The sequence below is a fragment of the Janthinobacterium sp. GW823-FHT01H08 genome (genome assembly GCF_058797855.1).
Genome location: NZ_CM179504.1, coordinates 1,337,597 through 1,361,007 on the forward strand (window position 1 = coordinate 1,337,597; position 23,411 = coordinate 1,361,007).

The 23,411-nt window shown below is 62.8% G+C and carries 18 protein-coding genes and 1 pseudogene; 11 read left to right on the plus strand and 8 right to left on the minus strand.

The window, feature by feature from the left end; genetic code table 11:
• Positions 1-146: 146 nt before the first annotated feature.
• The 3 genes from AC3RCG_RS06015 to AC3RCG_RS06025 are packed head-to-tail and all read left to right on the plus strand — an operon-like array spanning position 147 to position 4,163.
• On the plus strand, positions 147-1,844 hold the full coding sequence (locus AC3RCG_RS06015; RefSeq protein WP_492404596.1) for a bifunctional metallophosphatase/5'-nucleotidase: 1,698 nt from the start codon (positions 147-149) through the stop codon (positions 1,842-1,844).
• A gap of 16 nt (positions 1,845-1,860) precedes the next feature.
• Positions 1,861-3,090: a phospholipase D-like domain-containing protein gene (locus AC3RCG_RS06020; protein WP_492404594.1), complete on the plus strand. Its 1,230-nt coding sequence runs from the start codon at positions 1,861-1,863 to the stop codon at positions 3,088-3,090.
• A 2-nt stretch (positions 3,091-3,092) separates the two neighbouring features.
• Positions 3,093-4,163 (plus strand): S1/P1 nuclease, encoded by a 1,071-nt coding sequence (locus AC3RCG_RS06025; RefSeq protein WP_492404592.1) that lies wholly within the window; start codon positions 3,093-3,095, stop codon positions 4,161-4,163.
• Between the two features lie 36 nt (positions 4,164-4,199).
• Here AC3RCG_RS06025 and AC3RCG_RS06030 read toward each other — a convergent pair whose 3' ends face one another.
• Positions 4,200-4,964 (minus strand): DeoR/GlpR family DNA-binding transcription regulator, encoded by a 765-nt coding sequence (locus AC3RCG_RS06030; RefSeq protein WP_121668533.1) that lies wholly within the window; start codon positions 4,962-4,964, stop codon positions 4,200-4,202.
• Positions 4,965-5,049: 85 nt separating this feature from the next.
• Here AC3RCG_RS06030 and AC3RCG_RS06035 point away from each other — a divergent pair.
• A pseudogene (locus AC3RCG_RS06035) lies at positions 5,050-5,634 on the plus strand (NUDIX domain-containing protein); the annotation flags it as partial.
• Positions 5,635-6,147: 513 nt separating this feature from the next.
• Here AC3RCG_RS06035 and AC3RCG_RS06040 read toward each other — a convergent pair.
• The 7 genes from AC3RCG_RS06040 to AC3RCG_RS06070 all read right to left on the minus strand — a co-directional run bounded on the left by AC3RCG_RS06040 (position 6,148) and on the right by AC3RCG_RS06070 (position 14,378).
• On the minus strand, positions 6,148-7,119 hold the full coding sequence (locus AC3RCG_RS06040; protein ID WP_034754516.1) for an ABC transporter permease: 972 nt from the start codon (positions 7,117-7,119) through the stop codon (positions 6,148-6,150).
• 4 nt (positions 7,120-7,123) lie between these two features.
• The gene (locus tag AC3RCG_RS06045) at positions 7,124-8,203 is read right to left on the minus strand and encodes an ABC transporter permease (RefSeq protein ID WP_070219324.1); all 1,080 of its coding nucleotides are present in this window, start codon (positions 8,201-8,203) and stop codon (positions 7,124-7,126) included.
• Positions 8,200-9,729 carry an ABC transporter ATP-binding protein gene (locus AC3RCG_RS06050; protein ID WP_492404589.1) on the minus strand — a complete coding sequence of 510 codons (1,530 nt, stop codon included), beginning with the start codon at positions 9,727-9,729 and terminating at the stop codon, positions 8,200-8,202. Before AC3RCG_RS06050 ends, AC3RCG_RS06045 begins: the two co-directional genes overlap by 4 nt.
• Positions 9,730-9,810: 81 nt before the next feature.
• Positions 9,811-10,806 (minus strand): BMP family lipoprotein, encoded by a 996-nt coding sequence (locus tag AC3RCG_RS06055; RefSeq protein WP_070219322.1) that lies wholly within the window; start codon positions 10,804-10,806, stop codon positions 9,811-9,813.
• A 493-nt stretch (positions 10,807-11,299) separates the two neighbouring features.
• The gene (locus tag AC3RCG_RS06060; protein WP_070219321.1) at positions 11,300-12,202 is read right to left on the minus strand and encodes a LysR family transcriptional regulator; all 903 of its coding nucleotides are present in this window, start codon (positions 12,200-12,202) and stop codon (positions 11,300-11,302) included.
• A gap of 85 nt (positions 12,203-12,287) precedes the next feature.
• On the minus strand, positions 12,288-13,217 hold the full coding sequence (locus tag AC3RCG_RS06065; RefSeq protein WP_409027184.1) for a pseudouridine-5'-phosphate glycosidase: 930 nt from the start codon (positions 13,215-13,217) through the stop codon (positions 12,288-12,290).
• A 3-nt stretch (positions 13,218-13,220) separates the two neighbouring features.
• Positions 13,221-14,378, minus strand: coding sequence for a carbohydrate kinase (locus tag AC3RCG_RS06070; RefSeq protein WP_070219320.1), 1,158 nt, complete (start codon positions 14,376-14,378; stop codon positions 13,221-13,223).
• 355 nt (positions 14,379-14,733) lie between these two features.
• On the opposite strand from AC3RCG_RS06070, the gene xapA reads away from it, so the two are divergent.
• The 7 genes from xapA (at position 14,734) to AC3RCG_RS06105 (ending at position 23,411) form a co-directional block, all read left to right on the plus strand.
• The gene (gene xapA, locus AC3RCG_RS06075) at positions 14,734-15,573 is read left to right on the plus strand and encodes a xanthosine phosphorylase (protein WP_070291092.1); all 840 of its coding nucleotides are present in this window, start codon (positions 14,734-14,736) and stop codon (positions 15,571-15,573) included.
• A 118-nt stretch (positions 15,574-15,691) separates the two neighbouring features.
• The gene (locus tag AC3RCG_RS06080; RefSeq protein ID WP_492404585.1) at positions 15,692-16,885 is read left to right on the plus strand and encodes a phosphopentomutase; all 1,194 of its coding nucleotides are present in this window, start codon (positions 15,692-15,694) and stop codon (positions 16,883-16,885) included.
• A complete protein-coding gene (gene deoC / locus AC3RCG_RS06085) occupies positions 16,882-17,841 on the plus strand; it encodes a deoxyribose-phosphate aldolase (protein WP_070219318.1) in 960 nt (319 codons plus the stop codon). Before AC3RCG_RS06080 ends, deoC begins: the two co-directional genes overlap by 4 nt.
• A gap of 12 nt (positions 17,842-17,853) precedes the next feature.
• Entirely contained in the window at positions 17,854-20,235 is a 2,382-nt protein-coding gene (locus AC3RCG_RS06090; RefSeq protein WP_492404583.1) for an aldehyde dehydrogenase family protein, read from the plus strand.
• A gap of 117 nt (positions 20,236-20,352) precedes the next feature.
• Positions 20,353-21,675 carry a thymidine phosphorylase gene (gene deoA / locus AC3RCG_RS06095; protein WP_492404581.1) on the plus strand — a complete coding sequence of 441 codons (1,323 nt, stop codon included), beginning with the start codon at positions 20,353-20,355 and terminating at the stop codon, positions 21,673-21,675.
• A gap of 106 nt (positions 21,676-21,781) precedes the next feature.
• Entirely contained in the window at positions 21,782-22,189 is a 408-nt protein-coding gene (locus AC3RCG_RS06100) for a cytidine deaminase (protein WP_492404579.1), read from the plus strand.
• A gap of 4 nt (positions 22,190-22,193) precedes the next feature.
• A complete protein-coding gene (locus tag AC3RCG_RS06105; RefSeq protein ID WP_492404616.1) occupies positions 22,194-23,411 on the plus strand; it encodes a nucleoside deaminase in 1,218 nt (405 codons plus the stop codon).

Sequence of the window (23,411 nt, forward strand, 5' to 3'; positions counted from 1 at the left end):
TGATTGACGTTCCGAACGGCTGGTGGCGACACCGGCCGTTTTTTCGTTTATGTTGTGCTTTCTGGTAATACTCTGATGGGCTTGCGGCGCACGGCGTCCCCCCGGATGAGACGGCTTTTTTGAATACTGATAACCATGTGGGGACCATGAAACATCATCCGACACCACTGGCCGCCGCGGCGGCCCTGACTGTGCTGCTGGCCGCCTGTGCCACGCCTCCCGCGCCTAGCGCGACGCCCATCGATATCAACCTGGTCGCCCTGAACGACTTCCACGGCAACCTCGACCGCAGCAAATTCACCTACACGAGCGCCGCCGATGCCGGGAGCAAGACGGTGCAGGCGGGCGGCATCGATACCTTGTCCGGCGCATTGACAGCGTGGCGCCGCGAAGATGCGCAGCTGATTTTTGTCGGCAATGGCGACCTGATCGGCGCCAGCCCCGCCATGTCGGCGCTGTGGGCGGACGAACCGAGCATCGTCGCCATGAACATGCTGGGCATGAAAGCCAGCTCCGTCGGCAACCATGAATTTGACCAGGGCAAGGCGGAATTGCTGCGCCAGCAGCGCGGCGGTTGCGAGTCATCGCGTGCCGACAAGGCCTGCAAGTTCACGCCCGACTTCAAGGGCGCCAGCTATACCTATATGGCGGCCAATGTCATCGACACGCAGACGGGCAAGTCCCTGCTGCCCGCCTACCGCATCGAAGAGGCGCATGGCGTCAAGGTGGGCCTGATCGGCGCCGTGCTGAAAGATACGCCGTCCGTGGTGACGGCCGCCGGCATTGCCGGCCTGCAGTTCGGCGATGAAGCGGACGCCATCAACGCCACCTTGCCGCAGTTGCGCGCGCAGGGCGTGGGCGTGTTCGTCGTGCTGCTGCACCAGGGCGGCGAGACGAAGGAAGCCGTCGACCAGCCCGACTGCAGCCACCTGAAGGGCGAAGTGGTCGACGTGGTCAAGCGCCTCGACCCGGCCATCCAGCTGGTCATCAGCGGCCATTCGCACCAGGGCTATCTGTGCCGCGTCGATGGCCGGCTGGTGACGCAGGCACAGATGGGCGGACACATGCTGACGCGCATCAAGCTCAAGGTCGATCCCGTCAAGAATGCCTTGATCGATGCCAGCGCGCAAAACGTCGTCATGCTGCCAGGCATGTATGAGCCGGCCCCGGCAGTGGCAGCCTACCTGGAATCGGTCAAGCAGCGCAGCGCGGCCGAATTGTCGCGCCCCGTGGCCGCCATCGCCGTGCCGAACGTCGGCCGCAGCACCAAGGGCAGCGGCGCTTCCGCGCTGGGCGACCTGGTGGCCGACAGCACCCTGTTCGGCGCACGCGCTGCCGACGCGCAAATCGGCTTGATGAACAATGGCGGCATCCGCAAGGACCTGGAAGCGGGTGCCGGCCTGATGACGAATGTGGGTCAGAACCAGGCAGTTGTCCCGTTCGGCAATACCCTGATCGTCGTCAGTCTGTCCGGCGCGCAAATCCGTACCTTGCTCGAGCAGCAATGGCCGGGCGCCGAAGCGGAGGAGAACAATCTGCTGCAAGTGTCCGAAGGTTTCAGTTATCGCTGGGACAGCACGCGGCCCCAGGGCCAGCGCGTGCTGCCGGGCAGCATCATGCTCAATGGCATTCCTCTGGAAGACAATCAACAATACCGTGTCGCCGCCAACAGTTTCCTCGCTGGCGGCGGCGACCGCTTCACCGTGCTGGCGGCCGGCACGCGCCGGCTCGACACGGGCGTGCGCGACATCGACGCCTTCAGCGATTACCTGATCGCCCGCGCGCGCGCCGGCAAACCGGCCGGCAGTGCCACGGCGGCGGGCCGCATCGTGCGCGTCAAATAATCTACAAGGAATAACCATGCGTCATTTATCTGTTTCCCTGCTCGTCACTACCCTGTTCGCGGGCACGGCCCACGCCGATTTCACGATACCCGGCTTTGAGCTGGTGCACACCTCGCCCGTGGAAACGAGCTTGACCAATCCCGACCTTCGCGAGCCCGTCGCCGTGTGGAGCGAGCTGTTCGATTCGGCCAAGAAAGAGATCGTCATCGCCCAGTTCTATGCCGTCAGCAAACCGGGCACGGCCTTTGAAAAGGTGCTGGCCAGTTTGACGGCCGCCGGCCAGCGCGGCGTGAAGATCCGCTTCCTGCTGGACCAGAAGGGCGTGGGCCTGTCGGAAGCGGCGACCATCGCCCGCATCAAGGCGATTCCCAACCTGGACTTGCGCCTCATCGATTTCAATAAAATCACGGGCAACGGCATCGTGCACGCGAAATACCTGGCCGTCGATGGTGAAGTCGCGTACATCGGCAGCCAGAACTTCGACTGGCGCTCGTTCGAGCACATCCATGAAACGGGCTTGAAGATCACGGAACCCGCCATGGTGGGCCAGGTGCAGGCGATTTTTGAACAGGATTGGCAAGCCCAGGCGCTGACGTCGCAAGGCAGCCGCGCCACGGTGCTCAACAGCAAGGTCGTGCCGGCCAATTACGCGCAAAACGCTTTCCTGCTGGCCAGCCCGAACGCCTACAACCCGGCCGGCGTGGGCGACTCGGAAACGGGCTTGCCCGCCCTGCTGGCGGAAGCGAAAAACGAAGTGCGCATCCAGTTGCTCGACTATGCGCCGCTGTCGTATGGCCCGAACCGCACGCGGCCGTACTACGCCGTGATCGACAACGCCGTGCGCGCCGCCGCCCAGCGTGGCGTCAAAATCAAGCTGATGGTGTCCGCCTGGAATACGGAAGCGCCGGCCATCGCCTACCTGAAAAGCCTGGCCCTGGTGCCGAACGTGGAAATCCGCATCGTGACGATTCCCACGGCCTCGACGGGTTTCATCCCGTTTGCGCGCGTGATCCACAGCAAGACCATGAGCATCGATGGCAAGCTGGCCTGGGTCGGCACGAGCAACTGGGCGGGCGGCTATTTCGATTTGTCGCGCAACCTGGAAGTGGTGCTGCGTAACGATGCCATGGCGCAGCGCATTGCCGCGCTGCATGAGCAGACGTGGAGCTCGGCGTATGCGCAACCGATCGACATCAACAAGCGGTATCCGAAGCCGGCGAAAGCCACGCCGCAAGCAAAGGAATAAGCATGAAGAAACTATTCTGCGTGCTGGCGCTGGGCGCCGCATTCGCTTCCAGCAATGTGCTGGCCTGGGGCAATGACGGCCACCGCGCCGTGGGTGCCATCGCCGATCAATTGCTCAAGGGCAGCGTGGCCCAGGCGCAGGTGGCCAGGTTGCTGTTGCCCGGCGAAAGCCTTGAAAAGATCGCCAACTGGCCCGACTGCGTGAAGGGCACGTATTGCGGCCCGCAATCGCCGGAGATGTTGAGCTATGTGGCGGCGAATCCCAAGCATGGCGAATATCACTACACGAACGTGCCTTTTCAACATGCGCATTACCACGACCATGGCGTGGGCACGGCCGATGACGATATCGTGCAGACGCTCAAGTGGGCGATCCTGGTGTTGCAGGGCAAGGCCGATGCGGCCAGCAATCCGCACGGCTTCAGCCAGCGCGAAGCCTTGATCCTGATCACGCACCTGGTGGGCGATATCCACCAGCCGCTACATGTAGGCAATGCATTTCTCGGCAAGGATGGCCAGTTCTTCGTGCCCGCCACGCAGGCGCAGATCGACGACGTCGCCGTTTTCAATGCGCGCGGCGGCAACGACTTGCTGCTCGACGATGCGAAGATGACGGCGCTGTCGGACGCCGTGATCCCCGCGCCGCTGCCGGCGGAAGCGGGCGATGCCAAGCCTGCCAGCAGTTATCCGAAGTCGCCCACCAGGCCCCTGCATTCCTACTGGGATACGACCGTGGTCGATTACGCCATGCGCCGTTTGAGCACGCGCACGCCGCAGCAGTTCGCGCGCACCGTGATCGCCACCGCGCCCGTAGTGAGCGCCAACAGCGGCGACCCCGCCACCTGGCCCTATCAGTGGGCCGATGCCGCGCTGGCGGCGTCCAAGATTGCTTTCACGGATGTGGTGGCCGGTCCCGCCACGCAGCAGACCAGCCGCAAGGGCGAGGTCTACAACGTCTGGAGCTTGACGGTGCCGGACAATTATCCGGTACCGAGTTCTGCGCTGGCGAAGCAGCAGCTGACCGAGGCGGGCTATCGCCTGGCCGCCGTGCTGCAGGCGATTTGGCCACAGTAAAGATGTCATGTGAAAGCGGCCTGCGGGCCGCTTTTTTCATGCCAGGGTGATGGCGATTCCCATCTCGCGGAACGGCGCGACGAGGGCGTCCTCCACGTCGCGGTGCACGATGATATCGTTGACCTGGCTCATGGGTGCGATTTGAAACGGCGAAGCCGTGTTGAACTTTTCCGGCGAGGCCAGCACGACGGTGCGGTTTGACGCCTCGCTCAAGGCACGCTTCACGCACGCTTCTTCATAGTCGCCCGTGGTGATGCCCGCTTGCGGATGCAGGCTGGATACACCCATGAAATACAGGTCGGCGCGGATGCGGCCGATGGCTTCCACGGTGGCCGCGCCGACGCCCACGATCGAGTGCTTGTACAGGCGCCCGCCCAGCATCAGCACCTCGATGAACGGGTGATGCACCAGCTCGACGGCAACCGAGGGGCTGTGCGTGACGACGGTGGCGCGCAAATCGCGCGGCAGCTGGCGCGCCAGCTGCACGGCGGTCGTTCCGCCATCGAGAAACACCACTTGCCCCGTTTGTATCATGGCGCCCGCCGCGCGTCCGATGGCGGGCTTGGCTTCGGGCGAAATCTGTTCGCGGGCCGCAAACGGTGCCAGCGCGGGCGAACTTGGCAGCAAGGGGAGGGCGCCGCCGTGCACGCGTTCCAATAACCCTTCTTTCGCCAATTCGCGCAGGTCGCGCCGTATCGTGTCTTCCGACAAGCCCAGACTATCGCTGACGGCCTTGGCGACGATCTGCCCTTCGCGCTGGAGCAAGTCCAGCAGATATTGTTTGCGTTGATGTGTCAGCATGGTTTTTCTTGAGTGTTCTTGTATTTTCTTGATATTGCACGAGTTTGCATGATAAAGTCGGCGAAGGCAAGCACAAGGAGATGATATGCACGAAGATAATTCGAGACAGCAACGGGTCCGCATCCAGCAGGTGCAAACCCTGTCGCACGACTGGTATCTGCTGCAAAAGACCACGTTCGATTACCTGCGCCACGATGGCGAATGGCAGACGCAGACGCGGGAAACCTATGACCGCGGAGATGGCGCCACCATCCTGCTCTACAACAAGGCCAAACGCACGGTGATCCTGATCCGCCAGTTCCGCTTTCCCACGTATCGCGAGGGCCACGATGGTTTCCTGATTGAATCAGCGGCCGGCTTGCTGGAAGAGGCCAGCGCGGAACAGCGCATCCGCGCCGAAGTGGAAGAGGAAACCGGTTACCGGGTGGGGCAGGTGCACAAGGTCTTCGAAGCCTTCATGAGTCCCGGCTCCGTGACGGAACGCCTGCATTTCTTCGTCGCTGAATACGACCCCGCCAGCCGCATCGGCGACGGCGGCGGCCTGGCGCACGAGGGCGAAGACATCGAGGTGCTGGAGTTGCCGCTGGCGCAAGCGATGCGGATGGTGGCGGACGGGCGCATCTGCGACGGTAAGACCATCATGCTGCTGCAGCATGCGCAGCTGCATTTGATGCCAGGCAAACGGGGGCAGCAGATTCTCGTTGCCGGCCCTTACCGTTCGGGCACGGGCGACGACCCGGCCCTGATGGCGGCGAATGTGGCAGCCATGGAAGCCGTCTGCCTGCCGCTGTATGAAAAGGGCCACATGCCCGTGCTCGGTGAATGGCTGGCTTTGCCCATGCTGGCGCTGGCCGGTTCAACCCAGGTGGGCGACGCCGTGTATGAGGAACTGTTCCACGCGCATGCGACGCGTTTATTGAGCCATTGCGATGCCGTGCTGCGTATCGGCGGCGCATCGGCTGGGGCAGACCAGATGGTGGACGTGGCGCAGGATCTCGGTTTACCCGTGTATTTCTCGCTGGACGAGATTACCCAGGCGTAAAAAAAGCGAAGCCCAAAGGCTTCGCTTTTTGTCATTTTAGGGAGCGCCTGAAAAATGCCCAGGGCTAGGCGTCTTGCCGAAGGCAGTACGAATGTACGACGAGGCAAGGCAACGACGCCATGGGTATTTTCTCAGGTGCTCTTAACGGGACTTGACAAAGGGGATGCCGATGGCTTTCGGCGCGATGGATTTCGCCATCAAGCCCGCCAGCACGATCACGGTGACGACGTACGGCACCATCTGGATCAGCGAACCGGGGATGCGGCCCACGACGGGCAAGTCCACGCCTTCAATCTGAATCTGGATGGCGGCGAAGAAGCCGAACATCAGGCAGCCGAGGAAGGTGTAGACGGGGCGCCAGTTGCCGAACACCATGGCCGTCAGTGCCAGGTAACCGGCGCCGGCCGACATGTCGCGCAGGAAGAAGCCGCTTTGCACGATGGCCAGATACGCGCCCGAGAACGAGCACAGGATGCCGGCCACCAGCATGGCCAGGTAGCGCGTCGCTTCCACGCTCACGCCGGCCGAGTCGGCCGCATGCGGGTTTTCGCCGCAGGCGCGCAGGCGCAAGCCGAAGCGCGTGTGGTACAGCAGCCAGTGCACGAGCGGGATCAAGAGGAAGGCCACGTAGACGAGGATGGAATGGCCGCCGATCAGATGGGCATACACCCAGCCGATGAAGGGAATGTGTTCCACGTACTGCGTGCCCGGCAAGACGACGTCGAACAGGCGCGCCGAACCGAGGTCGGGCGTGCGGCCGCCTTGCTGGAAGAAAAATTGCGCCAGCACGAAGGTCAGTCCGCTCATGGCGATGTTGATCGCCATGCCGGCCACCAGCTGGTTGCCCTTTTGCGTGATGCTGACGTACGCCTGCAGCAGGGCCAGGGCGACGCAGACGAGCATGCCTGCAGCCATGCCGTAATACGGGTTTTGCGTCGTGTAGGCGACGGCTGCGGAAGCGAAGGCGCTGGCCAGGATCTTGCCTTCCAGGCCGATGTCGATCATGCCGCTGCGTTCGGCAAACAGGCCGGCCATGGCGGCAAAGATCAGGACGGGCGCATTGCGCACGGTCGATACCAGGATGCTGGCGAATTGAAAGTCGTCGAGTGTCATGGTGTTAGCCTTTGGTGCGCTTGAGCAGGGCTGAAATGGCCGGTGCGTAGAAGTTTTCCATGGCGCCGCAGAACAGGATGATCAAGCCCTGGATGAAAATGAACGTTTCCGTCGGGATATTCGGTTTTTCCAGCGACAGGTCGAAGCCGCCCTGGATCAGCGCGCCGAACAGCACGGCGGACAGGAAGATGCCGACCGGATGCTGGCGGCCCATCAGGGCGATGGCGATGCCGATGAAACCGGCGCCGCCGACAAAATTGAGCGACAGGTAATGGGTCGAACCCATGATGGAATTGACGGAACCCAAGCCCGCCAGCGCGCCCGAGATCAGCATGACGACGATGATCATCTTGCTGATCGACACGCCCGCATAGTGGGCCGCGTGCTTGTTGAGGCCCGTGGCGCGCAGCTTGAATCCCCACGACGAACGCCAGACCATCACGCCGTAGATCACCAGCGCGGCGATCGCCAGGATAAAGCTGATGTTCAGCGGCGTGTCGCCCAGCGACGGGAACCAGGTGGAGAGGCGTGGCATTTCGCCGCTTTCCGCAAACACGCGGCTGGCCGTGTTCTGCTCGCCCGGCGGAATCAGGTACTTTACGATAATAAAATTCATCAGACTGGCGGCGATGAAGTTGAACATGATGGTGGTGACCACGATGTGGCTGCCGCGCTTCGCTTGCAGATAGCCGGGCAAAAAGCCCCACAGGGCGCCGAACAGGGCCGCGCCGATCATGGCGGCAGGAATCAAGAGCCAGGCGGGCAGGGTCTGGTCGAAGGCCAGCATGGCCACCGTCAAGCCCAGGCCGCCGATATACATCTGGCCTTCGGAACCGATATTGAACAGCCCGGCCTGCATCGCCACGGAAACCGACAGGCCCGTGAAAATGAAGGTGCTGGCGTAGAACAGGGTGTAGCTCAATCCTTCCGGATTGAGGATGGCGCTGTGGACGAGGATGGACAGCGATTCGGCCGGGTCTTCGCCCAGCATATAGATCACCAGGGCCGCGACCAGCAAGGCCGACAGCAGGTTTAACATGGGCATGACAAAGGCTGTCGCCCAGCGTGGCAAGTCGTTATTCATGATTTATGCATTCCCCCCATCAACAGACCGATGCGGGTGGTATCGAATTCTTCAATTTTCAGTTCGCCGGTGATGCGTCCGCCGCACATGACGAGAATGCGGTCGGCCAGCGCCCGCACTTCTTCCAGTTCGACGGACACCAGCAGGATCGCCACGCCCGCGTCGCGCAGGGCCAGCAATTGCGTATGGATGCTTTCGATGGTGCCGATGTCGACGCCGCGCGTGGGTTGCCCCACCAGCATCAGTTTCGGCTTGGCCAGCACTTCGCGCGCGATCACCACTTTTTGCTGATTACCGCCGGACAGTAAGCCGATGCGCAAGTCCGGATTGGCCGGGCGCACATCAAACGTTTTCAGCAGTTCCGCGCAGCGGGCGCCGATGGCCTTGAAGTTGAACAGGCCCCAGCGGTTTTTCAGGTGATCCTGGTAACCGAGGATGGTGTTCTGCATGACGGAGAAATTCTTCACCACGCCATCGCGCAAGCGGTCTTCCGGAATGTGGGCGATGCCCAGCTCGCGGAAGGCCAGCGGCAAGCCGTCGGCATCGTGGCGCTTGGCAAACGGCAAGTCCTTGTCGAGAAAACGCAGCTTGCCGGACGTGGGCAAGCGCATGCCTGACAGAATTTCCAGCAGCTCGCTCTGGCCATTGCCGGAAACGCCCGCGATGGCGACGATTTCGCCGGCGCGCAAATTGAAACCGATATCGGCCAGCAATTTGACTTGCTGCTCGTCGGCCAATTGCAGATCAGCCACTTCCAGCACCGTGGCGCCCGGATTGTACGGTGCGCGGGGCAGGTGGCTCTGGATGGGGCGGCCCACCATCATGTTGGCCAGCTCCTCTTTCGAGGTGCCGGCCGTTGCCACGGCGCCGACCACCGTGCCGCCGCGCATGACGGTGACGTTGTCGGTGATTTCCAGGATCTCTTGCAGCTTGTGCGTGATCAGGATGATGGTCTTGCCTTGCTCCTTGAACAGGCGCAGGATTTCAAACAGCGAGGCCGTTTCCTGGGCCGTCAGCACGGCCGTCGGCTCGTCGAGGATCAGAATACTGGCGCTGCGGTAAATCTGCTTGAGGATTTCCACGCGCTGCTGCGCGCCGACGGACAAGTCTTCGATCTTCGCCAGCGGGTCGACGTCGAGGCGGTAGCGCGCGCAAATCTCGCGCAGTTTCGCTTCCGCTTCCGTGCGGTGGCTGGCCAGGCGAAAACCGCCTTCCGTGCCCAGCATGATATTGTCGAGGACGGTGAAGTTCTCGACCAGCATGAAGTGCTGGTGCACCATGCCGATGCCGAGGTTGATCGCTTCCTGACTGTTGCGGATAGGCTGTACTTTCCCGTCGAGCAGGATTTCTCCGCCGTCGGCACGGTAGTACCCGTACAGGATGCTCATCAAGGTCGATTTTCCGGCGCCGTTCTCTCCCACCAGGCCGTGGATACTGCCCTTGGCGATGGAGAAGCTGACGTCGGCGTTCGCCTTCACATGTCCAAACTGCTTGGAAATGCTGCGAAATTCTACTGCTGGCTGCATAGGTTCATAACTGGATAGTTTCATGGAAACGCGCCGCGCGGAGACAGGCCCCGGCGGCGCGCTAAAAGATACGGAGAAAAATTAAACCGGGCAGCTGCTGCCGACGCGGTAATCGATCACTTTGATCTTGCCATCGATAATGTCCTTACGCGCACCCAACACGCGTTTTTCGATTTCCGGCGTAATCAGCTTGCGGTTGTTCTCATCGAGGGCCCAATCCACGCCGCCCTCTTTCAAGCCTTTATAGCTGACGCCGCCCTTCCAGGTGCCGTTCTTGACTTGCATGAAGCTGTCGTAGACCGTGTTGTCGACGCGCTTGACCATCGAAGTCAGGATGCTGCCTGGATACAAATGGTTCTGGTTCGAATCGACGCCGATCGCCAGCTTGCCTTTTTCCTTGGCCATTTGCAGGGTGCCCATGCCGCTGCCGCCGGCGACGGCGAAGACGACATCAACGCCGCGCTCGAATTGCGAGCGGGCCAGTTCGCCGCCCTTGGCCGGGTCATTCCAGGCGCCGGACGTGGTGCCGACCATGTTTTGCGTGATTTCCGTCTTCGGATTGACTGCCTTGACGCCTTGCGCGTAGCCGCAGGCGAAGTTGCGGATCAGGGGAATATCGATGCCGCCGATGAAGCCTACTTTCTTGCTTTTGCTGGCCATGGCTGCAGCCACACCGACCAGGTAGGAGCCTTCTTCTTCCTTGAAGACGACGGAGTTGACGTTGCTGCCGGCGGCCTGGCCGTCGATCAGCACGAATTTTACGTTCGGAAATTCCTTGGCGACCTTTTGCACGGCTTGCGTTTGCGCAAAGCCGATGGCGGCGATCATGTCGAGTTTCTTGCGGGCCAAGCCACGCATGACTTGTTCAGCCTGCGTATCGCTCGATGCCTGCACTTCGATGAAGGAAATGCCCGTGTCTTTTTTGAAGCGCGATGCGCCTTCGAAAGCGGATTGGTTGAACGACTTGTCGAACTTGCCGCCCGCGTCATACACGACACCCAGTTTTGGGGTAGCCGCGGACGCTTGAGCAGTCAGAAATACGGCTGCGATCGTCAAACTAAATTGTGTAAGTTTCATGAATTGGCTCCTGGAAGATCGATATTGTATATTTTTTATAGGTGAAACATATAATTTGGGGCCGATTTAGCCTGTTTTTGATGCACGAGGTGATAATTCCTTATCAACATTGCACTGTATCGCACAAGATCATTGCTGACCTCGCGTGCTTTCATGTCGACAGTGTGATGCTCATGCAACAGTCGCGCCCCGTCTCTTTTATAGGTACAACATCGAATGGGGCTGCCGGAGCGGGCTGGGATGCGCCGTCAGTGGACGGGCAGGGCAGGCACGGAACCGGCGCCGCGATGGGCGTCCGAATCACTATGCATCATGCCAGATATGTATGACAAATACGTTTTTGTTTAGCTATTTATATGATCGCCATATAAATTGGAATGCAAACCCAAAACGAAGGGCTGGGGTCGGACGGGGACGCCGAGTCCCTGAGGGTCCGACCCCGGTCTTGCTGCTTTTCGGGTTGGCGTTGCTTGCTGACGCTTGAGGCTTTGCCTCAATTAGCTGGGGGATTGATGATATTCAGGAAAGCCCGCACGACGGGAGCGTCGTCGAGCGTCGTGTAGCTGATGTACAAGTTGGCCGACGGCGGATTGGTCTTGATCGGCAGAAATACCACGCCGGGCCAGCCGATGCGGCTCGTCGTTTCCGGCACCAGGGTCACGCCCAGGCCCGCGCCCACCATGGCCAGCAGGGTCTGCGGCTCGCTCGCTTCCTGGAAAATCACGGGTTCGAAACCGGCGTTGATGCAGCATTGCACCAGGTAGCGGGGGAACGCGGACTTGTCCAGGTTGAGGGTCAGCATCGGCTCGTGGGCGATGTCGATCAGCTCGATGGCCGTGTTTTTTGCCAGCGGATGGTGTTCATTGACGGCCACGCAGACGTTTTCGCGGAAGCACAGTTCCTGGCGCAGATTATCGTGGCGCAAGTCGTCGTCGTTGAGTTTGGGTTCGCGCCAGAAACCCACGTCGATCTGTTTGGCGCGCAAGGCTTCGTATTGCACCGTGGGACCGAATTCATGGATGGTCCAGGTGACGCGGGGAAATTTGGTCTGGAATTCTTCCAGCAGGCTGGGGATGGGGCCCCACATGGCCGAGCCGACGATGCCCACGCGCAAGCGGCCCACTTCGCCGCGGTCGATCTGGCGGATGGTATCGATGGTCATGCGCATCTTGGCCAGCAGCTCGGCCGCCTCGTTCATCAACGCCTTGCCCGCCACGGTCAGCTCGAAGGTGCGCGTGGTGCGCGCAAACAGGCGCACGCCCAGTTCGCTTTCCAGTTTCATGATCTGCTGGCTCAGGGGCGGCTGCGAGATATGCAGGCGCTCGGCCGCGCGGCTGAAGCTTTTCTCCTCGGCAACGGCAAGAAAATACTTTAACTGTTTCAGATCGATGGACATGCTTTCCTTGGCGTTGCGTGGTGCCTGGCGATGGAACGGCGCGCGGACCGGTAACGGCGCGCGCGCTTTCTTTACAGCGGTCCTATTATCGTGCCACGACCGCCTGCATGGCAATGGCCAGCGCGGTGCCGACTTGGGCATTGTGTTTGACCAGGGCGATATTCGTCGCCAGGCTGCGGCCATCCGTCAGCTGCTTGATGCGCGACAACAGGAATGGCGTGACTTGCTTGCCCTTCACGCCGCCCGCGTCCGCTTCCTGCAAGGCTTGCGTGGTGATCGCATCGATCTCTTCCTTCGGCATCGCTTGCGCGGCCGGCACGGGGTTGCTGACGATCACGCCGCCTTTCAAGCCCAGCTGCCACTTGGTGCCGATGAAGGCGGCCTGCTCGGCGGCCGTGTCGAGGCGGAAATCGGCCTTGAAGCCGCTTTCGCGCGTGAAGAAGGCGGGGAAACCTTCCTGGCCCACGCTGATGACGGGCACGCCGTGGGTTTCCAGGTATTCCAGGGTCAGGCCGATGTCGAGGATGGATTTGACGCCCGCGCAGACGACGGCCACGGACGTGTGCGCCAATTCCTGCAAGTCGGCGGAAATGTCGAAGCTCGTTTCCGCGCCGCGGTGCACGCCGCCGATGCCGCCCGTGACGAACACGGCAATACCGGCCAGTTCCGCGCAGATCATGGTAGCGGCCACGGTGGTGGCGCCCAGTTTGCCCTGCGACAGCACGAACGGCAGGTCGCGGCGGCTGACCTTCATGGCGTCGGGCGAGGTGCCCAGCAATTCCAGCTGCTCCGGCGACAGGCCCACACAGATCTTGCCGCCGATGATGGCGATGGTGGCCGGCACGGCGCCGCCGTCACGGATGATCTGCTCCACTTCGCGCGCCATTTCCACGTTTTGCGGATACGGCATGCCGTGCGAAATGATGGTCGATTCCAGCGCCACGATGGCCTTGCCGGCGGCGCGCGCATCGAGCACTTCTTGCGAGAACGAGAGGAAATTATTCAGTTGCGTCATATGTCAATCCTGTTGAAAGAGGGTAGGGGGAGGCGGCGCCAGGTCGGCGTCGTCGATGTCGTCGAGGGCGCCGGCCGAAATCAGGGGCGAGACGGTGGCAGCCGATTCCAGGGTCATGGCCGCCAGCTTCAGGCCGCGCCGGCAAGCCAGTTTCAAGTCGCTGATGTCGTGGTACAGCGACCAGCAGACGGCGGCGGAAAACGCGTCGCCTGCGCCCGTCACGTCGACGGCGTCCACTTCGCGCGCGGCCAGGTGCACGATGGGTGCATCAAGATGGTCGCCATCCGTGAAATACACGCCTTCGCCGCCGCAGGTGACGATCACCTGGCGCGCCCCCTGGCGCTGTACTTCGCGGCAGGCGGCGCGCACCTCGAACGCCGTCGGCAAGGCGCGCGCCACGCGCGTTTCCAGTTCGCCCCGGTTCAGGATCAGCAGGTGCAAGCCCGTCAGGTCTTGCGGCAGGTGCGCCATCTTCGGCTGCGAGACGGCGACGATGACGAGCGGCGTCGCGCGGGCCGCGTCCTGGCGCGCATCGGCCAGCAGTGCCTGCACGCTGTCGTGGCTCAGGTTCAGGTCGCAGACGGTGAGGGCGGCGGCGGCGCGCTGCGGCTGGCGGCTGTGCAAAAAGGCCGGCGTCAGCTGTTCGTACAGCTGCATGTTGGCCATCGCCAGCAGCATTTCGCCATGCTCGTCGAGCACGGCGGTATAGGTGCCGCTGCTGGTGTTGCTTAAATGCAGGCTGCCGCGCATGTCGATGCCCGCGTCTTCCGCGTGCGTCTGCAGCGCGTGGCCGGCCGCATCGTCGCCCAGGGCCGTCAGCAGGGCAACGGGAATCGACAGCCGGGCCAGGTTTTCCGCGATGTTGCGGCCCACGCCGCCAAACACTTCTTCCGAGCGCACGGGATTCGAGGTGCCCATCTGCAGGGTCGCCAGCGTACGCATCTTGCGGTCGAGGTTGGCGGCGCCTATGCACAGCACGGGACGGCTGTCGGGCAGCACGTAGGCGCGTCCCAGCAGGCGTCGCTCGCGGATGAGTCCGGCGATGTGGCCGGCGACGGCCGAGCGCGACAAGCCCAGCTCGCTCGCCAGGTCTTGCTGCGAGATGAAGGGGTTGTTGCGGATCAGCGCATATAGCTGGTCTTTTTTATTGGTATCGGTCACAAGGTTTCACTGAAAGGATAAACATTTGTCCGAAACTTTAAACATTTGTCCGATTGGTGTCAAGCGTGCATAAAAAACCTTCGTATGGAGCTTGTATGCATGCATTTCCCGGGCATGGCGGGCCTGGGCTAGCCTCGACTATAATATCGGCCATTTATATTTGAATTGTATAAATGGGCAAGAAAAATGGTATTTGCCATACATATTCCGTTTGATGCATAGTGGCGGCAAATACAGCCATACGCATTTCGATATACCAGTAACACCATACATACCCGCTACCTGGGCCGCAGTCCATACCGGGCACGGCCGTGCAGGCAGCAACCAATCATCATTAGTCAATCAGAGGATAACCATGTCGAACAACACCCCTTTCCACGCCGCCGAAATCATCCGTGCCCGCGCTCCTGAAAATTTCAAGCCGCGCGTGGCGATGATCCTCGGCTCCGGCCTGGGCGTGTTGGCCGAGCAAATGACGGACGCCGTCAGCATCAGCTTTGACGAATTGCCGGGTTTCCCGATCAGCACCGTGCACGGCCATGCCGGCGAACTGGTGGTCGGCACCTTGTCGGGCGTCGCCGTCGTCTGCATGAAGGGCCGTGGCCATTTCTATGAAGGCTATGGCATGGGCGTGATGACGAGCGCCATCCGCACCCTGAAACTGCTGGGCTGCGAAATGCTGTTCGTTACCAACGCCGCCGGTTCCCTGCGCCCTGAAGTGGACGCCGGCAGTCTGGTCGCCATCAGCGACCATATCAACCTGTTGCCAGGCACGCCGATGGTCGGCCCGAACGACGACCGCTTCGGCCCGCGCTTCTTCAGCATGGCCAACGCCTACGATGCGGACCTGCGCAAGCTGGTCAAGGACACGGCAGCCGCCAGCGGCATCACCCTGCACGAAGGCGTGTTCGTCGCCTACCCTGGCCCGAACTTCGAGACGGCCGCCGAAATCCGCATGATGGCGCGCCTGGGCGCCGACACGGTCGGCATGTCCGTGGTGCCGGAAGTGGTCTCGGCCCGCCATTGCGACCTGAAAGTGGTGGGCGTGTCCGTCATCACCAACCTGGCCGAAGGCATGTCGCCATTCGCCCTGTCGCACGAACAAACCCTGAAATACGCGGCCATCGGCGCGAAAGACCTGGTCAAGCTGATTCTGGCCTTCCTGGCGACCGTATCGGCTACGCCGCAAGCCTAAGCACTTTTTTATGCAGCAGCGGCGCGCCGGCCATCGGCGCTGCCGCGCGGCAGGCCGGGAAAATCCGGCCTACACTGACCGCATCATCTTTGCATCACTCCATAAAGCGAGCCTTATCATGTCACGCGCATTTATCCTCCTGCTTGATTCCTTCGGCCTTGGCGCGACGCCAGACGCCGCCAAGTATGGCGACGCAGGTGCCAATACCTTTGGTCACATTGCCAGCACTGTCGCCAAAAGCGGCAAGACCTTGAAACTCCCGAACATGGAACGCCTGGGACTGGGCGCCGCGGCGCACCTGGTCAGCGGCGAATGGGCCACGGGCTTCGACCAGCGCGACGGTTTCACCGGCGCCTACGGCGCGGCGCGCGAGCGCTCCACCGGCAAGGACACGCAGAGCGGCCACTGGGAAATCGCCGGCGTGCCCGTCGAATTCGACTGGGGATATTTTCCCCGCACCACGCCGTCGTTTCCGGCCGACCTGACCGACAAACTGAAAGCCCTGTCCGGCGTGCCGGGCTTCCTCGGCGACTGCCATGCCTCGGGCACGGACATCATCAACAAGCATGGCGACGAGCACGTCGCCACCGGCAAGCTGATTATCTACACCTCGGGCGACTCGGTGATGCAGATCGCCGCGCATGAAGAATCGTTCGGCCTCGAGCGCCTGTACGAAGTGTGCGAAATGGCCTTCAAGCTGGTCGAGCCGTACAACATCGGCCGCGTCATCGCCCGTCCGTTCACGGGCAGCAACGGCAACTACACGCGCACTTCCAACCGCCACGACTATGCGGTGGCGCCGCCAAGCAAGACCCTGCTCGACCACGTCAAGGATGCGGGCGGCGAAGTCGTCGGCCTGGGCAAGATCAGCGACATTTTCGCCACCCAGGGTATTTCCAGAGTCGTGAAGGGTGTCGACAACATGGCGCTGTTTGAAGCGCTGTTGAAGACGGCCGATGAAGTGCAGGACAAGTCGCTCACTTTTGTCAACTTCGTCGATTTCGACCAGGCATTCGGCCACCGCCGCAACGTCGAAGGCTATGCCGACGCGCTGCGCGAAATGGATGCGCGCCTGCCGGAATTCATGGCCAAGCTGAAGGAAGGCGACCTGGTCGTGATCACCGCCGACCATGGCTGCGACCCCACCTGGCACGGCTCCGACCACACCCGCGAACACATTCCGATGATCTTCTTCGGTCCCGGCGTCGCCCCGCGCGCGCTGGGTATTTCCGAGACGTTCTCCGATATTGGCCAAACCCTCGCCAAGCACCTTGGCGTACCACCACTTGCTAATGGAACCAGCTTGTTATGACACTCATGCACCCCGAATTCAAGCGTAACGAGGCCGTTGGCCTCGACCTGGGCTGGATCAACCAGATCCGCGTCAACCGCGCCGCGACGGACCGCCGCGCGGCCAGCCTGGCGAACCGCCGTACCGTGAAAAAGGAATACCAGGCCGCCTGGCTGGTGAAAGCCATCCAGATGATCGACCTGACCACCCTGGGCGGCGACGATACGCCGGGCCGCGTGGAGCGCCTGTGCATGAAGGCCATGCGCCCGTTGCGCGCCGACCTGATGGACGCGCTGGGCCTGACGCAGCTGAGCACCGGCGCCGTGTGCGTGTACCACGAGATGATTCAACCGGCCGTGAAAGTCATCCAGGGCCGCTTGCCCATCGCCGCCGTGTCGACCGCCTTTCCTGCCGGCCTGACGAACATGGAAACGAAGCTGCGCGAGATCGAACTGTCGGTCGCCGCGGGCGCTTCGGAAATCGATATCGTCATCACGCGCCAGCATGTCCTGAACGGCAACTGGCAAGTGCTGTATGACGAAATGCTGGCTTACCGCAAGGCGTGCGGCGAAGCGCACGTGAAGGCGATTCTCGCCACGGGCGACTTGCTGACCATGGAAAACGTGGCCAAGGCGTCGTGGGTGTGCATGATGGCGGGCGCCGATTTCATCAAGACCTCCACCGGCAAGGAAAGCGTCAACGCCACCATTCCCGTGGCCCTGACGATGGTGCGCACGGTGCGCGAATACTATGAACAGACGGGTTTCAAGGTGGGCTTCAAGCCGGCCGGCGGCGTCAGCTCGGCCAAGAGCGCGCTGCAATACCTGACCCTGATGAAGGAAGAGCTGGGCAACGAATGGCTGCAGCCGCACCTGTTCCGCATCGGCGCTTCCAGCCTGCTGACCGACATCGAGCGCCAGCTCGAGCACTACGTCACCGGCAGCTACTCGGCCAATCATCGTCACGCACAACCTTAAAGAACAATCGTCATGCCTACAATTAACGAGATTCTCACTACTATGGACTACGGCCCTGCTCCCGAAAGTCAAAAAGAAGCGCAAGCGTGGCTCGACGGCCATCAGCGCACATTCGGCCTGTTCATCGACAACGCCTGGAGCGAGCCGGCCGAACTGTTCGCCTCGACCAATCCTGCCGACGGCACGCAGCTGGCCGAGCTGACGCAAGCCACCGACGCCGACGTGGAACGCGCCGTGGAAGCGGCGCGCCGCGCGCTGCCCGTATGGCAAGGCATGGGAGGCCATGGCCGCGCCAAGGTCATGTACGCGCTGGCCCGTCTGCTGCAAAGGCATTCGCGCCTGTTCGCCGTGCTGGAAACCCTGGACAACGGCAAGACCATCCGTGAAACGCGCGATATCGACCTGCCGCTGGCCGCGCGCCATTTCTACCATCACGCCGGCTGGGCGCAGCTGCAGTCGGAAGAATTCGCCGACTACCGCGCCGTGGGCGTGGTGGGCCAGATCGTGCCGTGGAATTTCCCCCTGCTGATGCTGTCGTGGAAAATCGCCCCGGCCCTGGCGGCCGGTAACACGGTCGTCTTCAAGCCGGCCGAATTCACGTCGCTGACCGCCATGCTGTTCGCCGAATTGTGCGTGCAGGCGGGCGTGCCGGCCGGCGTGGTCAACATCGTCACGGGCGACGGCAGAGTGGGCTCGGCCATCGTCAACCACCCCGGCGTCGACAAGATCGCGTTTACGGGTTCCACCGAAGTTGGCCGCTTGATCCGCGAAGCGACGGCCGGCAGCGGCAAGAAGCTGTCCCTCGAATTGGGAGGCAAGTCGCCGTTCATCGTCTTCGAAGACGCGGACCTGGACGGCGCCGTGGAAGGCCTGGTCGATTCGATCTGGTTCAACCAGGGACAAGTGTGCTGCGCCGGCTCGCGCCTGCTGGTGCAGGAATCGGTCCAGGAGCGCTTCCTGAACAAGGTGCGCGCCCGCATGGAAAGCCTGCGCCTCGGCTCGCCCCTGGACAAATCGATGGACGTCGGCGCGCTGGTCGACCCCGTGCAGCGCCAGCGCATCGCCGCGCTCGTCGATTCGGCCCGTGCCGAAGGCTGCGACGTGTGGCAGCCCGCGTGCGAACTGCCGGCTGACGGCTCGTGGTTCCCGCCGACCCTGATCACGGGCGCGTCGACATCGGCTGCCGTGGCGCAGGCTGAAATCTTCGGCCCCGTGCTGGTGGCCATGAGCTTCCGTACGCCGCCCGAAGCGGTGCAGCTGGCGAACAACACGGTGTACGGCCTGGCCGCCAGCGTGTGGACCGAGTCGATCAGCCTGGCCCTCGATATCGCGCCCGCCATCAAGGCCGGCGTGGTGTGGATCAACAGCGCCAACCAGTTCGATGCGGCCTGCGGCTTCGGCGGCTACCGCGAATCGGGCTTCGGCCGTGAAGGCGGCCGCGAAGGCATGCTGGAATACATGACGGCCCTGGCCGAAGATGCACGTCCGGCCTTGCCGGTGGTGGAAGCGAAAGCCAAGGCCAACGTGAAGCCGGCGGCAGCGGCCCCCTTCGCCATCGACCGCACGGCCAAGATGTACATCGGCGGCAAGCAGGCGCGCCCTGACAGCGCCTACAGCGCGCCCGTGTTCGGCGCGAATGGCGCCTTGCTGGCCGAAGTGGGCGTGGGCAGCCGCAAGGACATCCGCAACGCCGTCGAAGCGGCCCATAAAGCGTCCGGCTGGACCAGCGCCACGGCGCACAACCGCGCACAAGTGCTGTACTACATCGCCGAAAACCTGGCTGCGCGCGCCGACGAATTCGCCGCCCGCATCGCCGCCATGACGGGCAGTAAAAATCCGGAGAAGGAAGTGCAGGCTTCGATCGAGCGCCTGTTCTATTACGCCGCCTGGGCCGATAAGTACGACGGCCTGGCGCACCAGCCGCCGACCAAGGGCATCACCGTGGCGCTCAATGAAGCGGTCGGCGTAATCGGCATCGTCTGCCCGAATGAAGCGCCTTTGCTCGGCTTCATTTCGCTGGTGGCGCCGGCCATCGCGCTGGGCAACCGCGTGGTGGTGGTGCCGTCGGAAGCGCATCCGCTGTCCGCGCTGGACCTGTACCAGGTGTTCGACACGTCCGACCTGCCGGGCGGCGTCGTCAACATCATCAGCGGCAACGCCGATGAACTGGCGCGCACCCTGGCCACGCACGCCGACATCGACGCCGTCTGGCGCCATGACGGCTCCGCCGACGGTTGCGCGGAAGTCGAGCGCCTGTCGGCCGGCACGCTGAAGCGCACCTGGGTCGGCGGCGCCAAGGGCCGCGACTGGTACAGCGCCGCCCAAAGCGGCGGCCGTGCCGTGCTGGCGCATGCGTCGCAAGTGAAAAACGTGTGGATTCCTTACGGCGTTTAACTGACTGATCATTGGTATCGCAAAGCTGGGGTCAGACCCGTCGGGGGGGATACGCCAATGGGCGTATCCCGATCCCGCAGGGACTGACCCCAAACCTATTTTTATTGGAGTTATTCCATGTTTTTGACCCAGGAAATCATCCGCAAGAAGCGCGACAAGGGCGTCCTGAGCGCCGAGGAAATCCAGTTTTTCGTACGCGGCATCACTGACGGCAGCGTCAGCGAAGGGCAGATCGCGGCGCTCGGCATGGCCGTCTATTTCAACGACATGAACATGGACGAGCGCGTGGCGTTCACCCTGGCCATGCGCGATTCCGGCCAGGTGCTGGACTGGCGTTCGCTGAACCTGCCGGGCCCCATCGTCGACAAGCATTCGACGGGCGGCGTGGGCGACGTCGTGTCCCTGCTGCTGGGCCCCATGGTCGCCGCGTGCGGCGGTTACGTGCCGATGATCTCGGGCCGCGGCCTGGGCCACACGGGCGGCACCCTCGACAAGTTCGACGCCATTCCAGGCTATTGCACGGTGCCGGACAATGCACTGTTCCGCAAGGTGGTGCAGGAGATCGGCGTGGCCATCATCGGCCAGACGGCGCAGCTGGCGCCGGCCGACAAGCGCTTCTACAGCATCCGCGACGTCACCGCCACGGTGGAATCGGTGGCGATGATCACCGGCTCCATCCTGTCGAAGAAACTGTCGGCCGGGCTGGACGCGCTGGTGATGGACGTGAAAGTGGGCACGGGCGCCTTCATGCCGAGCTACGACAAGTCGGTGGAACTGGCCGAGAGCATCGTCGCCGTGGGCAATGGCGCGGGCATGCAGACGTCGGCGATTCTGACGGACATGAACGAGTCGCTGGCGCCGTACGCCGGCAATGCGCTGGAAGTGCGCGGCGCCATGGATTACCTGACGGGCCGTTCGCGTCCCGCTCGCCTGCACGAAGTCACCCTGGCGCTGTGCGCCGAGATGCTGGTGCTGGGCGGTCTGGCCGCCACCGAACAGGAAGCGCGCGTGAAATTGATCGCGGCCCTCGATTCGGGCGAAGCGGCAGAGCGCTTTGCGCGCATGGTGTCGGCCCTGGGGGGCCCGGCCGATCTGGTCGAGCATCCTGATAAACACCTGGAACAGGCGCCGTTCGTCGTGCCGGCGCCAGCGCCGTCGGCCGGCTTTGCCAACGTGCGCGATTGCCGCGCCATCGGCCTGGCAGTCGTGGCATTGGGCGGTGGCCGCCGCCGTCCGAGCGACAGCATCGATTTTGCCGTCGGCCTGACGGACCTCGTGGGCCTGGGCGAGCAAGTGGCTGTCGGCCAGCCGCTGGCCATGGTGCACGCGCGCACGGAAGCGGCGGCGCAGCAAGCCGTCAGGGAAATCCAGCAAGCGTATGACATCAGCACGGTGGCGCTGGCGGGCAATCCGGTGATTTATCGTACCATTCGACCGTAGTTGAAAACTGGGGTCAGACCCCCGTTTGCGATGGTGCTGAGCTATGTATCAGCGGTGTTGAGGGTCTGACCCCGGCCTTAATGATTTCAAAGGTATAACAGAAAAAATGAACAACCAAGAACTGATCGCCGAAGCCAACGCCGGCCGTGAACTGGCCTACGCGCCATACTCGCGTTTCAAGGTGGGCGCGGCGCTGCTGTGCAAGGATGGTCGCGTCTTCCGCGGCTGCAACGTGGAAAACGCCGCGTATGGCCTGTGCAACTGCGCCGAGCGCACGGCGTTTTTCAGCGCCGTCGCGCATGGCTGCAAACCGGGCGACTTCGCCAGGCTGGCCGTCACGGGCGACACGGTCGAGCCGATTTCCCCATGCGGCGCCTGCCGCCAGGTGATCTTCGAGATGGGCGGCGCCGACCTGCCCGTGATCCTGACGAACCTGAAAAACGATGTCATGGAAGTGACGGCGGGCTGGCTGCTGCCGCACGGCTTCGGCAATTCCGACCTGGACATGAAGTAACAGGATCCGCTTGAACAAGACGATCGACATCCAGGCTGCCGTGGCGATAGCCGCGGCCGAAGCCATGGCGGCGAAGACGCAGGGTACCTTTGGAGTGGGCGGCGTGCTGCTCGACGGCGCCGGCAACGTGCTGCAATCGATGCATAACAACGTCGTGCGCCAGGGGCTGGTGTTCGACCCCACGGCGCATGGCGAGCGCCAACTGGTGGACTGGTATTTCGCCGAGCGGGCCAAGGGCGCGCTCTTGCCGCCGCCGGGCGAACTGACCATCGTCACTTCGCTCGACCCCTGCTGCATGTGCACGGGGGCGATTCTGGCGGCAGGCTTCAACGTGGTGGTGGCCGCGCCCGACGTCAAGGCGGGCATCAATTACGATGGCAGCGCCACGTTTACGGCCTTGCCGGCGCCGCTGCAGGCGCAGGCCGGCCGCAGTTTTTGCTATCCGGCCGTGCGCGGCGCCACCGAGTATGCGCGCCTGCCGTCCGGCGCCGCGCCCAAATCTTTTTTCATTGGCAAGAGCATCCATGAGGCGACGCAGGCACTGTGCTCGCTCGTGTTCGAAGCGACATCGGCGCAGGTGATGCAGCTGCTGAACGCCGGCGACGACGTGCCCCTGCGCGATCCCGCCGCCTTGCCGCCCGAGCATGTCGTGGTGCGCGCCTTGCGCCGCCGCTATCCCGACGCCCTGACTTACCGCTGCGACCCGCACGCGCCCGATGCGGGCCTGGCGCCATTCCTGCAGGCGGCCATGGAGCAGGACCTGCGCGATGGCGGCCAGGGCGATGCGGCCGCCTTGCTCGATTCCTTCGGCAACCTGCTGCTGTGCATGCCGGGAAAGTTGAGCCAGTCGGCCATCCGCACGCCGTTCATGGAATGCACGCGCCAATACGCGCAGCTGCGCTTCGAGTTGATGGCGAGCGCCGATCCTGCGCTGCAGGAAGACATCAAGAGCTATCTGGGCCACCCCAAGCACGGCACTTTCGTGCAGGCCATCGGCCCGGACGACAGCGCCGCCAGTTTCATGACCCTGGGCGCCTACGGCTCCACCATGGAAGGGGCGCTGCCGGAGAATAATCCCGCGCAATTCCAGTACGTGCACCCGGCGATGGCGCAAGACGCGCTGCAGGCGCTGTGCGAGTCGATGCCGCCGCTGTACCGCAAGCTGATACGCATCCGGCCGCGCCAGGTGGCGGACCAGGCCCTGGTCCAGGCGCTAGGTTAG